General features: G+C 47.9%; 13 protein-coding genes. 4 read left to right on the forward strand and 9 right to left on the reverse strand.

Annotated features, from left to right (window positions below):
* The coding region (locus ACX0G9_RS22490; RefSeq protein ID WP_459067213.1) for a phosphatase PAP2 family protein at positions 1–395 on the forward strand (395 nt) is incomplete at its 5' end.
* Here the strand turns inward: ACX0G9_RS22490 and ACX0G9_RS22495 are convergent.
* The 9 genes from ACX0G9_RS22495 to ACX0G9_RS22535 all read right to left on the reverse strand — a co-directional run bounded on the left by ACX0G9_RS22495 (position 351) and on the right by ACX0G9_RS22535 (position 10,580).
* Entirely contained in the window at positions 351–1,736 is a 1,386-nt protein-coding gene (locus ACX0G9_RS22495; protein ID WP_459067214.1) for an alkaline phosphatase family protein, read from the reverse strand. The two genes, ACX0G9_RS22490 and ACX0G9_RS22495, sit on opposite strands and share 45 nt — an antisense overlap.
* A gap of 2 nt (positions 1,737–1,738) precedes the next feature.
* Positions 1,739–2,965 carry a metabolite traffic protein EboE gene (gene eboE, locus ACX0G9_RS22500; protein WP_459067215.1) on the reverse strand — a complete coding sequence of 409 codons (1,227 nt, stop codon included), beginning with the start codon at positions 2,963–2,965 and terminating at the stop codon, positions 1,739–1,741.
* Between the two features lie 12 nt (positions 2,966–2,977).
* A complete protein-coding gene (locus ACX0G9_RS22505) occupies positions 2,978–4,117 on the reverse strand; it encodes a 3-dehydroquinate synthase (protein WP_459067216.1) in 1,140 nt (379 codons plus the stop codon).
* A gap of 72 nt (positions 4,118–4,189) precedes the next feature.
* Positions 4,190–5,143 carry a UbiA-like protein EboC gene (gene eboC, locus ACX0G9_RS22510; protein ID WP_459067217.1) on the reverse strand — a complete coding sequence of 318 codons (954 nt, stop codon included), beginning with the start codon at positions 5,141–5,143 and terminating at the stop codon, positions 4,190–4,192.
* A 53-nt stretch (positions 5,144–5,196) separates the two neighbouring features.
* The gene (locus tag ACX0G9_RS22515; RefSeq protein WP_459067218.1) at positions 5,197–6,201 is read right to left on the reverse strand and encodes a TatD family hydrolase; all 1,005 of its coding nucleotides are present in this window, start codon (positions 6,199–6,201) and stop codon (positions 5,197–5,199) included.
* A gap of 30 nt (positions 6,202–6,231) precedes the next feature.
* On the reverse strand, positions 6,232–7,122 hold the full coding sequence (locus ACX0G9_RS22520; RefSeq protein WP_459067219.1) for an EboA domain-containing protein: 891 nt from the start codon (positions 7,120–7,122) through the stop codon (positions 6,232–6,234).
* Positions 7,123–7,152: 30 nt separating this feature from the next.
* Complete coding sequence (locus tag ACX0G9_RS22525; RefSeq protein ID WP_459067220.1) at positions 7,153–7,521, reverse strand: transmembrane 220 family protein; 369 nt, start codon at positions 7,519–7,521, stop codon at positions 7,153–7,155.
* A gap of 72 nt (positions 7,522–7,593) precedes the next feature.
* On the reverse strand, positions 7,594–9,036 hold the full coding sequence (locus ACX0G9_RS22530) for a PAS domain S-box protein (protein WP_459067221.1): 1,443 nt from the start codon (positions 9,034–9,036) through the stop codon (positions 7,594–7,596).
* 134 nt (positions 9,037–9,170) lie between these two features.
* The gene (locus ACX0G9_RS22535) at positions 9,171–10,580 is read right to left on the reverse strand and encodes a DHA2 family efflux MFS transporter permease subunit (RefSeq protein ID WP_459067222.1); all 1,410 of its coding nucleotides are present in this window, start codon (positions 10,578–10,580) and stop codon (positions 9,171–9,173) included.
* 275 nt (positions 10,581–10,855) lie between these two features.
* On the opposite strand from ACX0G9_RS22535, the gene ACX0G9_RS22540 reads away from it, so the two are divergent.
* The 3 genes from ACX0G9_RS22540 to ACX0G9_RS22550 all read left to right on the forward strand — a co-directional run bounded on the left by ACX0G9_RS22540 (position 10,856) and on the right by ACX0G9_RS22550 (position 16,490).
* On the forward strand, positions 10,856–11,467 hold the full coding sequence (locus ACX0G9_RS22540; protein ID WP_459067223.1) for an RNA polymerase sigma factor: 612 nt from the start codon (positions 10,856–10,858) through the stop codon (positions 11,465–11,467).
* 189 nt (positions 11,468–11,656) lie between these two features.
* Positions 11,657–12,928: a FecR family protein gene (locus ACX0G9_RS22545; protein ID WP_459067224.1), complete on the forward strand. Its 1,272-nt coding sequence runs from the start codon at positions 11,657–11,659 to the stop codon at positions 12,926–12,928.
* Positions 12,929–13,181: 253 nt separating this feature from the next.
* Positions 13,182–16,490, forward strand: a complete 3,309-nt coding sequence (locus tag ACX0G9_RS22550) for a TonB-dependent receptor (protein WP_459067225.1) — start codon at positions 13,182–13,184, stop codon at positions 16,488–16,490.
* Positions 16,491–16,493: the final 3 nt, after the last annotated feature.

The raw sequence follows: 16,493 nt of genomic DNA on the forward strand, positions 1-16,493 counted from the left end.
GGTACTTTTTGATCAAAAAGAACAAACGGTATGCCCTGTTTATTACTATCTTAGTCCTGAGCAGTACGGGTTTGATGGCTGCCTTGAAACAGGTTTTTCACCGGCAGCGCCCACAGATACCGATCATAAAAGGATTGACCACTTATAGTTTCCCCAGTGGTCATACTTTATCTGCGGTTATCTTTTGTAGCATAGTAGGCTACCTGGTCTGGGATTCGAAAATGCGGCCGATATGGAAAGGGCTACTGATCGCCGTGCTACTCCTGTTGGCGCTTATCGTAGGATTCAGCCGGATCGCCCTGAACGTACATTTTGCAACGGATGTCATTGCCGGGTTTTGTTTGGGCGTCCTATGGGTGATCCTTTCTTTTTGGTTTATGAAAAGATGGAATTAAATGCTCCCAAATAATATCATAAACATCGGTAGCCTGTATATTTTTCTGAGCAGCCGCCGTATCGGTTATCAAAACCGGGTGCAAACGGGTATCCGTGGATAACCTCCCATGCGAGCCTTTCACCAGCCCTGCATCGAGCGGAATAACATCCATGACATAACGCAACCCGGCCATTTTGCGTAACAGTTTATAAGCAGCCCTGGCTTTGGACGTTATAAACAATTCCACAGGATCATAGCCCGGCTTCTTGAAGATGTCAACCGATCGGGCAAAATCCGGTGCTTTAGCGTCATCCAGCCAGTAATAATAGGTAAACCAGCTGTTTTCATCTGCTGTTAAGACGAGATCACCGGCCCGTTCATGATCCAAATGGTATTTTTTCTGATCCTCCCGGTCCCATACCGATTCCACGCCCTTTATGCCGGCAACGATCTTTTTTACCTGGTCGGTAACCGATGGATCATTGATATAAATATGCGCTACCTGGTGATCGGCTACGGCAAAAGCCTTCGACGCTCCGGCATCCAGTAATTCCAATCCCCTTTCCACCCGCAGGCTCAATAAGCCATTCTCCCGAAGGATCCGGTTTACATGAACCGGCTGATTGACATTACTGATACCATATTCCGATAACAGGATGAGCCTGGCACCGGTTCCTGTAAAATAGTTGACCAATTGTTCGACCACCTTATCGATCTCCTGCAAGTCCTTATCGATTTTCGACAAATCCTGCCCGAATTTCTGCAGACAATAATCCAAATGAGGCAGATAAACGAGCGTAAGGGTAGGATTGTATTTTTTATCCGTGAGGATGGTGGCATCGGCTATCCATTGGGTAGAAATCAAATCGGCGCCGGGGCCCCAGAATTTAAATAAGGGGAATTGTCCCAGTTCCTTTTGTAATTCATCCCGCCACTCCGCAGGTTGCGAATAACAATCCGGGGCTTTACGCCCATCCGCCAGATAATTGGGGCGGGGTGTTACGGAATAATCCGCCGTGGAATACATATTATACCACCAGAACAGATTGGCCACAGTAAAAGAAGGATCGGCTTTTTTTGCCCGGTCCCAGATCTTTTCGGCCTGTACTAATTTGTTGGATTGTTTCCAGAATTTTACTTCGCAATCGGTACGGTCATACCAGCCATTACCGACAATGCCATGTTCTTTGGGCCATTTCCCGGTAAGATAAGTGGATTGAACGGCAGTGGTCACCGCCGGCCACATCGGCGCAATGGTTTGCAACTGTTTTTTTGCGCAATAATTTTTCAGGAAGGGAGTATGTTCTCCGATCAGGGAAGAGGATAATCCAACAATATCGATAACGACGGTCTTATGCATGTTTACGCTTCATTAAGATCATTAATTAGCAACAAATCGATCACCCATTTTAATTCCCTGGCAATAGATTCATTCAAGGGTAATCGCATTCCATCGGGCAATACTTCCCAGGTATAGGTTTCTACTTCCAGATGTGAAGTGAAGGGTTGTTGTTGATGAATGGCCAGGACCTCTTCGATATCCTTTTGTGTGGATTGCAGTACGCCATAATTTTCAACGAACAAGGGTACATGAAAATGCGCTCTCCATTCCAGGGTAAGCGGGTTCTCTGCATCAGCCAATGCCTCCGGCAGATCGGCATATCGTTGAAAGCTACCGTCTTGTTGCCTGGCGACCACCTGGTGCAGATAAGTAGGTTCATCAAAACCGCTGAAGGCATCCACTACTAATTTCCGTTCCGTAGTGTCTGCTGGAATAGCGGCTTTTAAGGCAGCACTGATCTGTATTTTGCCGGTTTTGATACCCAACGACCGCAATTGTCGAATAGCAGCGGCATGATCTTCATAGCCAATCGCAAAATGGCAGACATCGTAACACAATTGTACATGATCTTTTATGGCTTCGGTGGCTTCTTCTTCACCATACCCAAACTTATTTTGTAAAAGGGGGATACCAATCGGTAAAAGGTAGCGGGTATACCATTCAAAAAAATCCTTGCCTTCCCCCAAAAGGCCATCAGGCTCGGGTTCGATATCCAAATGAATGAGTTTGCCGGTCAATTCTTTTAACCGGATCAATTCTTCGGTTACCAGCAAAATATGCAGGGTCGTCGTTTCAAAGATATCATCCGAGCCACCCGTATTATGCCAATGAACATAAGATAAAGGGGCGGTGGAAATACCACCTTCCATTCCCTCCGGTAACAGGACAGATAACAGATGGGCCAACCGGATGGTGTAATCAACCCGGTCGGTAGTGGTCCAGTCAGGTGCATGAACCTGGTCTTTCACCCGGGTATGATGAAAACTCCCATAGGGGAATCCATTCATCGTAAATACATAAGAATCGTTCTCCTTCAGCCATTTGCGGAATTCGTCCAGGTTTGATCCTTCCAATAACTCCAGGCTGGCGATATTGGACAAACGTAATCCTATACCAAAAGGCTGATTGGGCGCTATTTTTTGTTTGATTAGCGGGATATGCTCCTGCAGTTGCGCAAAATGAGCTGCCCAGGTCTCACCCGCATGTATATTGCTGCAATATGTAAGATGTCCGAAGGAGGTTTGCATGCGTTTCTTTTATTAAATATTCACCCATTCGCTGGCCTTCCGTAAGAGCAGGGTATCCAGTTCATGGACTTCTTCACCCCGGCCAATGTCTTGTAACAACATAATGGTTAGTTTCCCACCCAGGTGCTCCCTGAATTCATTCAGACCGATCAGGATCCTGCTTCCTTCATCGCGGATATCCATCAACGGGTGGCTGATGGCAAACCCCAAATTCGTTAACAACGAAATGATCCTTTTGGCATCGTCCTCTTTCAGCCTGCCGGATAAAAAGGAATAAGCACTGTCCAGGGCAATCCCTAAGGCAACTGCTTCCCCGTGCCGGATGGTAAAATCGGACAACTGTTCCAACTTATGCGCGCTCCAATGGCCAAAATCCAAAGGCCGGGAAGAACCCATTTCAAAGGGATCACCGCCGGCAATATGTTCCAGGTGCAGAGCGGCGCATCGCCGGATCAAATAATCCATGGCCTGCATATTCCGGCTGACCAAGGCAGAGGCGTTCACCTCCATCCATTCAAAAAATGCCTTGTCTTTGATGAGTGCAACTTTCACGGCTTCCGACATACCCGAACGCCATTCACCATCGGTTAAGGTAGTCAGAAAAAAGGAATCGTTAAAAACGGCTGCCGGAGGAGCGAATGTTCCCAGGAAATTTTTCTTACCGGAATAATTGATCCCGTTCTTAACACCCACGCCCGAATCGTTCTGCGAAAGCACCGTAGTAGGAATACGGATATGCCTTATACCGCGATGTGATACCGCAGCTGCATAGCCCACCAGGTCAAGAATGGAACCGCCGCCAATAGCTACGATATAAGAATGCCGGTCAATGCCGTATCGATTGACGGCACCTACAATCTTATCAAAATAAAGCGTCGTGTTCTTCGCCTGCTCGCCGCCCGGAATAACCAGGATATCTTCCACCAAGGAAAAGGCCTTTTCCCCTTGAAAATATGTTTTTATCTGTTGCTGCAGATCGGGATGACTACCCGCCATGCCTTCATCCAGCACAAAAAAGATCTTTTTTACCGTATCGGTTTGCTGAGAAAGTAAGAAGTTGCGGAACTGCGGATTGGCAGAAGAAAAAAGATGTTCCGTAAAAAACACATTATACTCAAAACGAACGGTAAATAGTTGTTGTAAATGATCCATAACAATTCTACGTATATACAGAGTAATTAAACAGGGTAATGAATGTTCATAACAAAATCAGGTTCAACAGGATCAGGTGACGGCAAATAATTTTGCCAGCCGCAACGAAAGCGGCAGCAGCAACAATATGGCCAAAGCGACATAAACAGTGCCGAATGCTGCGGCCCAGGCGGCATTCATGACGATCAGGGCAATAACTCCGGCCTTTACCGCCTTTCCGATCAGGGGCCCTTTTGGTTCTTTGATCGCTTTTCCCAAGGGCGGAAAGATCAGCAAAGCGAAAAGCGCCAGGAAACCAAGAACAAGCAAAAGATTGCCCCTGGTAAAGGCGACATAGGCAATAGCTGCGATAACCAAACTGTAGAGAACAACAGCCGTATACAGGGTGGTTTTTTTACCGCCATGTACTTCTCCTTTGCTGATCATCGTAATAGCAGCTATATAAATAACCGGAACCAGGCCAATCATCCAATACTGGGATAAGGCCATAGGAACAATGCTGATGCCCAATAACAGATTCAGCCCTCTGCAAAGCCCCATGTTGATAGGGCCTAAAAAAGAATGATGTTTGCCCCATTTATCATAGACGACGGCCGAGACAGCAATGCCAATTGCCAAAAGAAAGGGTGTAAATGGAAAATAGTGTACAGGACTGAAAAAAACGAACCAGGCATTTGGAAAGACCAGCGCGGCGGCGACAACACCGGTAACCAGTAATAAGACGCCCAATAAAGCCGCTTCACTTTTTTTGATCAGACCGCTGGGAATGGGTCGCTCCGGGCGTTCTACTTTATCCAGGTCCGCATCGAATACATCATTCAATACCACTCCGCCCCCATATAAACCAATGGTGGAGATGATCAATAGCCATACAGGCAGTATCGAAATTTCGTTATGCAAAGGGCCCTCAAAATAATGATAGAAAAATCCGGTAATGGCAATCCCGGCCAGGATATCGCTGATAGCTGTAACAATATTTGCCAAACGCATTAAACGGAGAAAACCTATCAATTTATTCATCTGCATCTATCGACATCTGTTTTAGTGAGCACTAAATCTACCAATCTAATTATCTATCTCTACTTAATGATCAAAGAATCTTTATCAATCCTTGGCTGTTGTCCACCCCGCAGAACAGTATTGCTCTCAAACTTGCTGCTTTGGTCGATGACCTTCACCGCTGCGAAATCGGCTTCGTTGAGCTGACCGCTCTGCGCAAAAGCAGTAATGGCATTCTGATAGGTCACCAGGCGGATCGATTCATCGTCGATGCCCCGAACCTTCATAAGGGCAGCGGTTTTGGGAACGGCGAGCGGATCGCTGATGCCCCAGTCGGCGGCGGAATTGATCATGATACGTTCGGTGCCATATTCTTTGACGATATCCACCATTCGTTCGTTCCCCATTTTTGTAAAGGGATAAATGGTGAAGGCTGCCCAGAAACCTTTGTCCAATACAGACTTTACCGTCTCTTCATTGTTGTGATCTACAATCACTGTATAGGGATCCAAACCATGTTCCAGCGCGATATCCATGCTGCGCTCCGTTCCTCTTTTTTTATCGCGGTGGGGAGTATGGATCTGTACCGGCAAACCCGCTTCCTTAGCCAGGGCCAATTGCAAACGATAATATTTTTCTTCCGCTACGGTTTGATCGTCAAAACCAATTTCACCCACGCCAACCACGCCTTCCTTATACAGAAAAAAGGGAAGGATCTCCATGACCTGTTCGGCCAGGGCTTCATTATTCGCCTCCCGGGAATTCAAACCGATGGTACAATAATGTTTAATGCCGAACTGGGATGAGCGGAAACGTTCCCATCCGATCAGGCTGCTGTAATAATCCCGGAAGGTATCGAGACCCGTGCGGGGCTGGCCGAGCCAGAAAGCCGGTTCGATCAGACCAACCACACCGGCATCGGCCATCGCCTGGTAATCATCCGTTGTCCGGGAAGTCATATGTACATGCGGATCAAAAAATTGCATGCCTTTGATCTGGTCCCGGAAGAAGGGAACTTCAGTTCCCGGTTGAAGATCTTTTTCTGTCAAAAGATCCTTTTCATGAAGGTTATTACTGCAGCACATCAGGCTCTTTTTTAATTATTTAAATTCCAACTATTTAATACCCGGTAATGTTCCGGCTATTGATCTCCAGGATAAATACCCGTTGACTATCCTTGTTTTCAGCTCTTTGTTACTTTCCAGTAATTCTTTTGCCGGCGCATAATCGCTGTCCGCACAAGCTAAAGCCGCCGCCTCCCGTTCGACCGGGTTTTCCGAAAGGGCTATTTTTTTAATATCCGGAAAGATCCGTTCATCGATAAACTTTCCCACGCAACGCCATAACTGGGGGTGGACAAGCCGGTGAGCGGCCCATCTTTCATGGGCATAATCCGACAGGATGCCCGCTAATTCCCGGTTTGTCCGTTGATCCAACCCAATGATCCGGTCTATCGGTTTTTCCGTAAAAAATGCCTTTAACACCAACTGGTTCCAGGCCGGTTCGTTCAACTGTTCTGAAGGATAAGGATTATCACAAAGGATCGCTTCCAGCACGTCGCCGATATTCGAACGGATCCCTTCCGCACAAAGTTTGCTCCAGTTCTCCGGATAAGCCAGCAGGGGTAGGGCCGAATACAAAGCTACCTGTTCATTCATTTCTGCATTCCGGAATAATTGGTTGATCCGGCCGGAATAGATTTCCTTATCCGACGGATCGATTTGCAGCAGCAACCATACCCGGCATAAACGGTCGGTCGTCCAGCCGTTGATGGAAAAACCCGGACGAAGCCGTTGAATTTCGTTTGCTTGTATATTGGTTACCTGGATAATGGATTTACCCGTTTTTCGGGGCAGGATGGCAAAAGTCTGGTTGAAGGACTTTGCATCCGTTAAATTCGTTGGAGTACTTCTGCCTGTTAACCATTCCCCTGTCTCAGCGGTAAGAGATGATCGGATTAATTCCGAAAGGAGCGTTTTTAGGGGTTCGATTTGATATGGAAACACGGTCGGGTTTTGAACTTCAGTGATAACTATTTAAGACGCAGCAAAAAAGTTTATGGCTAAGGCGGTGCTGATCATCAGCAATCCGAAAAATTCTCTTGTTTTTTCAATATAAGGTTTGGTGGCCTGCATACTTTCTACGAGGCTCTGCCTGTTATATTTTGTTATCCAGTCACGCACACCGTCTTTGGAAAAGAAAAGGATGACGGCATATACCAGGTAAAAGGCAATAGCGCCCAGATAAATTTTAGGGTAAAATTTTTGAAAAATAGCCAGCCCGCAGGAAATGGCCGCGACCAGGTAAATCGTCACCCAAAGCCAGGCGTCAATATCGTTCAAATTAACATAGGCGAAACCCAGGAAGGCGATGCAAAAAATTACGTTCAGAATGATCAAAGCCATAAGGCCGTAATTTATACAAAAATCTTCACTGAAATCTCAGGTTTGGCTATAAATTCGGATTTTTTGAAGGGATTACAGCAGCGGGAGATCGAAATAAAAGGTCGAACCCTCGTTAAGTTTACTGTTCAACCCGATCTTACCCTCATGCGCTTTAATGATCTCGGAGGAAATATAAAGACCCATTCCGAACCCTTCGATCTTCGCGCGCCGGACATTATCGATCCGGTGAAAACGTTTGAAAAGATCGGCCTGGTTATCTTCCGGGATCCCCATACCCTGATCGGTGATGGCTGTGCGAACGGTCTTTTTGACCTTGTCAACGGTTATATTGACCAGCACCTTTTCGGCATCGGGTGAATATTTAATGGCATTGGTGAGCAGATTGGTAATGACCTGACCGATCCGGAAACGATCCGCCAGCACAGTAACATCGGCCACTTTCTCTATGATCACCTGGTGTTTATGATTCCAGGACTTACTGTCATTTACGATTTCCAGGACCAGTTCCAGCAGGACAAAAGGATCTTTTTTGAGCTCGATGGTCCCGGTCATCAGGGTCGAGGCATCCAGTAATAAGGAGGTGAGGGTGGTAAGACGTTCGGACTGTACAAAGATCCGTTCCAGGGTAGAGGTTATCCGTTCATTGGCCGTGCCTTCCAGCTCCAGGGACAGGATCTGTGCATAGGATTTGATGATGGAGATTGGGGTTTTCAGTTCGTGACTGGCAATACTGATAAAATCTTCCCTTGCCCTTTCCATCTTCCGGTGAAAAGTTACATCCTCAAAGGTCATCAGGAACTGACCGATGGATTTGAAGGTTTGAAAGACTTTCCGGCTGGAGACCTGGAGCAGATGTTCTTCTTTTGAGTGGGAGATATAGGCCAGTTCGAAATTTTCAAAACTGTCGTACTTCTGCATCTGTTCTTGTAAAGGCTGCGGATCCACCTGGGTTCCGAGCACTTCGAATAAGTTCTTGTTTTCCACTTCCGGTTTGTTCAGCCGGAACAGGCGGTAGAAGGACTTACTGGCGGAATTGATCGTCAGATCGACGTTCAGGATCAAAATAGGCTCCTTGGAGGTTTCCACGATGCTTTGGGCATAACGCCTTGCTTCCAGGACCTCTTTTTCCGCCTCCCGGCGGTTACTCAGATTGCGCAGGATCTTGGTAAACCCGATATGCAGATCATTGCTGTCATATAAGGGAAAGACCAGGCCGCTGGCCCAGAACAGGGATCCGTCTTTTCTGAGGTGATAACGCTCATCGGTTCCCCGGCCTTTTTCCAGGGCTTCGGTGAACTCATGAGCAGGAATACCGTTGTTGTTGTCCTCTTCGGTAAAAATTATAGTGGCCGACAGCCCGCAGATCTCCTCTTCGGTATAACCCAATACATGTTCAGCTCCTTTATTCCAACTGGTTACGATGCCCTCGTTATCCGTGGTAAAAACGCCGTAATCTTCCAGGCTCTCCAGTATATTCTTATAAAACTCGTTGTCAAAACGGTATTGGTCAATCATTTAGTTAGCATTTACAGGGCCTGTTCAAATTTTGCGGCATTAACCGGGTGAAACCCGGTTCGTGAGTTTAGCATTCCTTATATGGGCGAAAATCTATGATTTATGCAAGATCCGGGCCACCACAATTTAAGTAATCAGTCCGAAATAACCGGATCCTTTCTGGTAAGAGCACTGATTTCGGGCAATTTCCACCCCGGAATAAGGGCCAGACTGATCACCAGGGCAGCGATAAGGAACCCGTCCTGGAGTGCAAAATGCTCCGCCAGGCTATCCGTATAAGACTTGGCTAAATAATGCTGGTAAATAAAACTATGGATGACCCCAAAAAGGGCGATGCCGATGGATCCCCCCAATTGCTGCAACAAGCTGTTCATGGAGGTCGCCGAGGCAGTCTGGTCCTGCCGGACCGAATTGAGCAGGGCTGTCGAGACAGGCGCCACCAGGAAGCTCATACCCAGACCCCGGACCACCATGGGCAGAATGATCAGCGCGATCGTAGCGCCCACATGGATACGGGAGAACAGGTACATCGAGACGGCGACCAGTACGATCCCGATCAGGGAGATCGTTCGTATAAAGCCCTGATCGGCCTTCTTACCGGCATAAGGCCGGGAGACCAGCATCATTAAGGCATTGGGCAGCATCAGCAAACCGGATTGGATGGCCGTATACCCCAAAAGACCTTGTAACAAAAAGGGCAGGAAGAACATCCCTCCGAAAAGGGCCACCGAACGGATGACGATAATGATGGAGGAATTGATAAAGGTAGCTGACCGGAATACCGTCAGATCCAGCAAAGCATTCGGTTTGCGTGAAATGCGGATAAATAAGGTAAGAGAAGCTACAATTACGGTAACCCCGGAAAGCATTTCCCAGGGAAGAAAAGAATGTTTGGCGATCAGGGAGATGGTATACTGGACAGATACAATGAAGAGCGCAAAAAAGAAGAGCCCGGAAAGATCGAATTTGGTGTTTTCCCGTGGCTGGATCTTCAGAAAATTCAGGTACCTGGTCGTGAGTAATACCGTAAGGATGCCGATGGGAATATTGACATAAAATACGGATTGCCAGCCGAAATAATGCGTAAGTACGCCACCCAGGGTTGGTCCCAGCGCCGGCCCCATGACATTGCCGATGCCCCACCAGCCAATGGCACTGCCCCGCTTTTCTTTCGGGAAAGTTTCGCTCAGAATAGCCAGGGAGGTAGGGGAGATGGCGCCGCCGCCGGTAGCCTGTATGATCCTTGCCACCACTAACATTTGCAGGCTGCCCGACAGGCTGCAGAGCAGGGAGCCGATGGTAAAGACACCCACACTGAGCAGGAACAGATTATAGTAGCCGACTCTTTTTTTCAGCCAGTTGATCAACGGCATAAACAAACAAAAAGAGATCATATAGGCAGTGACCACCCATTCCACCTGGTCGATCTCCGCCCTGAACTGGTTGCGGATCACCGGCAGGGATACATTAACGATACTGCTGTCGATGGCCGCCATCGAAGTGGCCAGCATCAGGGTGATCAAAACCGCTCTTGTATGCTTCATGCGTTCATTTGTCATACCTCTTTATCATCAGAAAAGTTCTTCGTAGGCGAATTTCATCTGCCCTTCCACAGCAGATCGAATTTACAATTTAATTGGCAGATAACCGGTCAACCATCCTGGCCCATCCTGCTTCCCTGCTTAAATGTCCGTATGACAGATATCTTTACCAGTCTTAATTGCCGCCTTATCCGTCAATAGGCAACCTTTATCAAAAAAACCCTTAGATATTCTAATTTATTATTATTTTTAATGGTCCAAACGCTGAAGACAAGGGTATGGCACTGATTGCTTTGCTTAACGAGAAAGAACTGCTGCTGCAGGTAGCCGACGGCCATGAGGTCGCCTACAAGCAATTGTTTACCACCTACTGGGACGAAGTTTTCTCCACCGCATTTTTATTTACGAAGTCCAGAGAATTATCGCAGGATCTTGCGCAGGACGTATTTGCACGCATCTGGGTCAATAAAGAAAAATTAAGAGAAGTCAACGAATTTAAATCCTATCTTTTTATCGTTGCCCGAAATGTGATCTTCGATCGTCTTCGTCAAAAAGTCTTCACCGCCGGCAATGAAACCTATCTGAAAGAATATTTCGACGAGACCTCCCTAAGTCCATCGCACAGCTTCGAACTAAAGGAGATGGAAGAGATCCTTCACCGGGGGATCGGTATCCTGCCCGAACAGCAGCGAAAGGCTTTTTGTCTCAGCCGTTTCCAGGGTCTCCGTCATGAAGAGATCGCTCAAAAAATGGGCATCTCCAAAGAAAGCGTCAAAAGTTATATCGTCCGCGCCATCTGCCATCTGCGCAAATATCTTTCCGAACATGCCGAATTGCTGCCCGTCTTTTTTGGGTACCTGGCCAGCTTAATGCTGCCTGGATTTAATTAATGGTTGAGTGCCCTCAAAAAAATATTTTCTTCCCGGCGCTCCCTATTTTTCCCCGCATCCGTCTTTATTACTGACACGTGACCATCTCCTATTAGAGAACGGGCAAAAACCCGGTTGGGCACCCATATGAAAAATTAACCTTCGGATAATCTACCAAACCATCCGGGTTACTGTAAAAACGATTGCACTATGCCTGAATTCGAACTTTTGTTAGAAAGGTTCCTGCAGAATGATCTCGATCCTGCCGAATTGAGCCTATTCCTGAACGCCGTCAAAGAACCTGAAAATCTGGACATACTCCGCCAGGTCCTGGGTGAAAAATTACAACAACGAGCGTATAGCGGTCTTTCCGATAAAGGAGAGATCGATCAGATGTTCCGCCAAATGCTGGTCAAGGCCGGGCAAAAGGGAGCGGATACCCTTTCCATACAACAAGAGCCATCGGACAAATCAACGGGAAGATCCTTTCGTTCCTTTCGTCTGTTCAAACGACCCGCTGCCGCGGCCGCTGTCTTCCTGATCCTTCTTGGTTCCGGCACTTTTCTTTGGTTCAATAATCATAACAGCCCGCTGCCGGTAGCCGTAAAAGTACCGGCTCCCGAAATAAAGAATGACATAGAGCCCGGCGGCAATAAGGCCGTTCTTACTTTATCGGACGGATCCAAGGTCACGCTGACCGGAGCGGCCAATGGCACCCTGGCCGAGCAGGGCAATACGCATGTCGTCAAACTGGCCAATGGCCAACTGGCTTACCAGGCAGCCGGAGGAGCAAATAATGCAGGAGCTCCCGGAGCCCCGGGAAAATCACCTGCTTCCATTTTATACAATACGATGACCACTCCTAAAGGCGGACAGTACAAACTGACCTTACCCGATGGCACGCAGGTATGGCTGAATGCCTCTTCTTCCATCACTTATCCGACGGGTTTCTCCGGCAAGGAAAGAAAGGTGGAGATGCTCGGGGAGGCCTATTTCGAGGTGGCACCCAATGCGAAGATGCCTTTTAAGGTAATGACGGACGGAATGGAAGTGGACGTTTTCGGGACCCATTTTAATGTGAATGCCTATAGGGATGAAACGGTAAAAAAAACCACCCTGCTGGAAGGGGCTGTGAAAGTGTTGAAGGGGACTGATGCCACCTTGCTGAAACCGGGTCAGCAGGCCTTGTGCGGCGGCAGCGGCAGCAACCCGGGCATCAGCCTGGTAGAGGATGCGGATATAGAGGAATCCGTGGCCTGGAAAAATGGTTTGTTTTCCTTTAACGGGGCCGATCTGCCCCTGATCATGCGCCAGTTGGCCAGGTGGTATGATCTGGAGGTAAAGTATGAAGGCCCGATGCCCAAACGCCGGTTTACGGGGAAGGTATTCCGTAACCTGAAATTATCTGAAACCCTTAAGATCCTGGAATTGAACCAGATCCATTTCCGGCTCGAAGGTAACAGGCTTACCGTGACCACCTGATTATATGGTGACCACCTGATATGGTGACCGCCTATATGGTTTTACCGAGTTGACCAAAAACAAAAACCGGGTAGTGTTAGAGGCACTCCCCGGCGAATAGTTCAGGCTAACTTTTGATATAACAATCCGCTAAAGACTGCTTATTAATTAACCTAAAACAATTAAAGTTATGCATTTTAAGGCTCTTTGTAAACCCCCACTACTAATCACTGTTTGCCAAAGCGCCTGGGCAAGCAGTAAAACAATGCGGATCATGAAGATAACCGTCATTTTATTTTTCGCGGCCTGTCTCCAGGTGAGCGCCACTGGCCTGGCCCAGAAGGTGACACTTTCGGAAAGAAAGGCTTCGCTGGAAAAGATTTTCAAAAAGATCAATGTCCAGAGCGGATACCTGTTCTTTTATGATCTTGACCTGCTGAAAAAGGCACGCCCCATCGATATCCATGTCAAGGACGCGGAAGTGGACGATGTACTGGCCATCTGTTTTAAAGATCAGCCCCTGGAATATACGATATCCAATAAGATCATTATCGTCAAACCCAGGGTGATCGTACATACGGCCGCTACCATCGAGGCGCCTCCTCCGCCGATGGATATCAGCGGTTCGATCAAAGATGAGAGCGGCAAACCATTGGCCGATGCCTCCATCAAATTGAAAGGGTCCAACCGGGGAACGACGGCGGATGCCAACGGGAATTTCAATCTCCAGGTCCCCGATGGCGGCGGCACCCTGATCATCTCCTATATCGGGTTTCAAACCCGTGAAATCCCCGTTTCCAAAACCGGTTCTGTCAGCATCGTCCTGAAACTGGATGACGCCAGGATCGATGTGGCCGTAGTGATTGGGTATGGTACCCAGAAAAAAACGGATGTGACCGGCGCACTGGCCACCGTATCCAGTAAGGATTTCGAAAGTCAGCCGGTAACCCGTCTCGACCAGGCTTTACAAGGCCGGGCAACGGGCGTACAGGTGACCAGTTCTTCAGGATCACCCGGCGGCGATGTCCGGATCAGGATCAGGGGAACCAACTCCCTGACCGGGGACAACAATCCCTTATACGTAGTGGATGGTTTTGTGGGAGCCGATTTCAATAATATCAATGCAGAAGATATCGCCAATGTAGTTATCTTAAAAGATGCCTCCTCAACGGCCATTTACGGAAGCCGGGGTGCCAACGGGGTGATCATCATCACCACCAAGACCGGTAAAAAAGGAGCCATGCAGGTTGATTTTATGACCCGTGTGTCCACTTCCTCCGTGATCAAAAAATATGATATCATGAATGCCGGGGATTTTGCCAAGACGGTAAATGCCCGTGCCCTTGCCCTGACCCCTGCCGGGTCTACCTATGTACCCCGTTTCACCGATGCACAGATAACGAACTTTGTACAGAACGGCGGGACCGACTGGCAGGACGAGATCTTCCGTCATGCCGGTGCACAGGAATATCAGCTGGGTTTTTCGGGTGGATCGGATAAGACAAGTTATCGCATCAATGCCAATTACCTGGACCAGGATGGAGTGATCAAAAACTCCGATTTCAAACGATATTCCCTGCGTACCAATATTGCTTCGCAGATCTCCGATAAATTTTCGATCCGTTTTAATTTCGCAGGCATACGCCGGGAAAATCACAATACCGGCGGAACCGGCGCCAGAGGCGGTGCATTAGGACAGGCCCTGGCCTGGGCACCCACGACCCCGGTCTATGACGATAAAGGCAACTACACGATAAAGGATCCGACCAGTTCCATCTTTCAGAATCCGCTCGCCCTCGCCGAACAAACGGACAACCGCGACGAAAGGACCAATCTGAATGCACTGGGTGGTCTGCGTTACCGTTTCACGCCTGAATTATCCCTGGACGTGCAGGTGGGTATCGATTATACCAATAATCAGCACAAGGGTTATTTCGGACCGGCCATCACCGGTAATGTGCCTTCCGCCAACAGGAGCTCGGGTGAGAATATCCTGTTGCAGAACACCAACAACCTGACCTACAAAAAGATCTTTAATGAAGTACATAGCCTGGAAGTAACGGGTGTATTCGAAACGCAGAAATTTACGGCTTCCGGTTTTAATGTAGGTGTTAACGGCCTGATCTATCCGAACCAGTCTTATAATAATCTGTCTCTTTCCACATCTTCACAGGTAGGTTCGGGGTACAGCGAATGGAGCCTTTTATCCGTGTTGGGCAGGGTCAATTACGGGTATAAGGACAAATACCTCGTATCGGGTTCATTACGCCGTGATGGATCTTCCAAATTCCAGGGGAAGAATAAATACAGCGTATTCCCTTCCGCCGCCCTTGCGTGGAGAATTTCCGAAGAATCTTTTATGCAGGATGTAACGGCAGTCAAAAATCTTAAATTAAGAGGAAGCTGGGGTCTGACCGGTAACCAGGGTATCAATCCCTATGGTACGCTCTCCGGTTATACGACCAATCCCGATGATGCCGGCGCGGTATTCAACGGTAACGGCGGCCCACTGGTATCCGGGATCGCACTGGGCAATCCCGGTAATCCAAACCTGAAATGGGAAACTACCGAACAGGTGAACATCGGAACCGATTTCGAACTGCTCAAGGGAGTCGTCATTTTCTCGGCTGATTATTTTAACAAAAAAACGCGCAACCTCTTATTAAGCCAGCCGGTGCCAGGTTACCTGGGCGGCAATTCGATCCTTTCCAATGTAGGAGATATGCAGAATAAAGGCTGGGAATTTTCACTGACCACCAATGCCTTCAACGGAAAAGAGATCAACTGGACAAGTTCCGTAACGGTATCTTTTATCAAAAACACCCTGGTCAGCCTGGGTAAAGGCCGTAAGGATATCCGTTTTAACGAGTTCATCCTGAAACCCGGCAGCCCAATCGGTTCCTTTTTTGGTTATAACTTCGAAGGAACCTACAAACCCAAGGATGCGGCCGAAGCGACAAAATATAAAGTGCTTCCGGGTGATGCACGTTACACCGATATCAACAATGACGGTGTGATCGATACCAAGGATTATATGATCATCGGTCATGCCCTGCCAACGTCTTCGCTGGGATGGAACAATACGGTGACCTATAAGGCATTTACCCTGAATGTATTTTTCCAGGGTCTTTTCGGTCTGGATAAACTGAACTACTCCTATGCTTTCGGTATGCTGGGAAGCACCGATGCCAAAGAAGTGCTGTTCAACGATATAAAGAGCAGGTATATTCCCGGTACCAATGAGACCTCGAATATTCCTGCCTTCAGCGGTGCGAACACCAACTCCCTGTCGCAATCATCACGTTTTATCGAGAAGGCGGATTTCTTACGGTTGAAAAATCTGAGCTTATCCTACCTGATCAAAAAATCGGTCCTGCATAATGTGGCCTCGCTGTCGATCTTCGCCGGTGCGACCAATCTGCTGACCTTCACCAAATACAAAGGCATAGATCCTGAATCGAATTCCAACCAGGCCGACGGGGTCAATGGAAGCGGTTTTGTGTCCGATACCCAGCAAGGGGTAGACCAGGGTGCTTATCCAAATAACAAAACCTATACGTTAGGCGTAAAGCTGGTATTTTAATTA

It is taken from the genome of Flavitalea flava (genome assembly GCF_054461575.1).

What these genes read in the sequence shown, in the direction of transcription:
- eboE (WP_459067215.1), bottom strand. Translation starts at nt 2,965, where the DNA reads ATGCAAACCTCCTTCGGACATCTTACATATTGCAGCAATATACATGCG.
- ACX0G9_RS22535 (WP_459067222.1), bottom strand. Translation starts at nt 10,580, where the DNA reads ATGAAGCATACAAGAGCGGTTTTGATCACCCTGATGCTGGCCACTTCG.
- ACX0G9_RS22515 (WP_459067218.1), bottom strand. Translation starts at nt 6,201, where the DNA reads ATGTGCTGCAGTAATAACCTTCATGAAAAGGATCTTTTGACAGAAAAA.
- ACX0G9_RS22505 (WP_459067216.1), bottom strand. Translation starts at nt 4,117, where the DNA reads ATGGATCATTTACAACAACTATTTACCGTTCGTTTTGAGTATAATGTG.
- ACX0G9_RS22545 (WP_459067224.1), top strand. Translation starts at nt 11,657, where the DNA reads ATGCCTGAATTCGAACTTTTGTTAGAAAGGTTCCTGCAGAATGATCTC.
- eboC (WP_459067217.1), bottom strand. Translation starts at nt 5,143, where the DNA reads ATGCAGATGAATAAATTGATAGGTTTTCTCCGTTTAATGCGTTTGGCA.
- ACX0G9_RS22540 (WP_459067223.1), top strand. Translation starts at nt 10,856, where the DNA reads ATGGCACTGATTGCTTTGCTTAACGAGAAAGAACTGCTGCTGCAGGTA.
- ACX0G9_RS22495 (WP_459067214.1), bottom strand. Translation starts at nt 1,736, where the DNA reads ATGCATAAGACCGTCGTTATCGATATTGTTGGATTATCCTCTTCCCTG.
- ACX0G9_RS22550 (WP_459067225.1), top strand. Translation starts at nt 13,182, where the DNA reads ATGAAGATAACCGTCATTTTATTTTTCGCGGCCTGTCTCCAGGTGAGC.
- ACX0G9_RS22525 (WP_459067220.1), bottom strand. Translation starts at nt 7,521, where the DNA reads ATGGCTTTGATCATTCTGAACGTAATTTTTTGCATCGCCTTCCTGGGT.
- ACX0G9_RS22530 (WP_459067221.1), bottom strand. Translation starts at nt 9,036, where the DNA reads ATGATTGACCAATACCGTTTTGACAACGAGTTTTATAAGAATATACTG.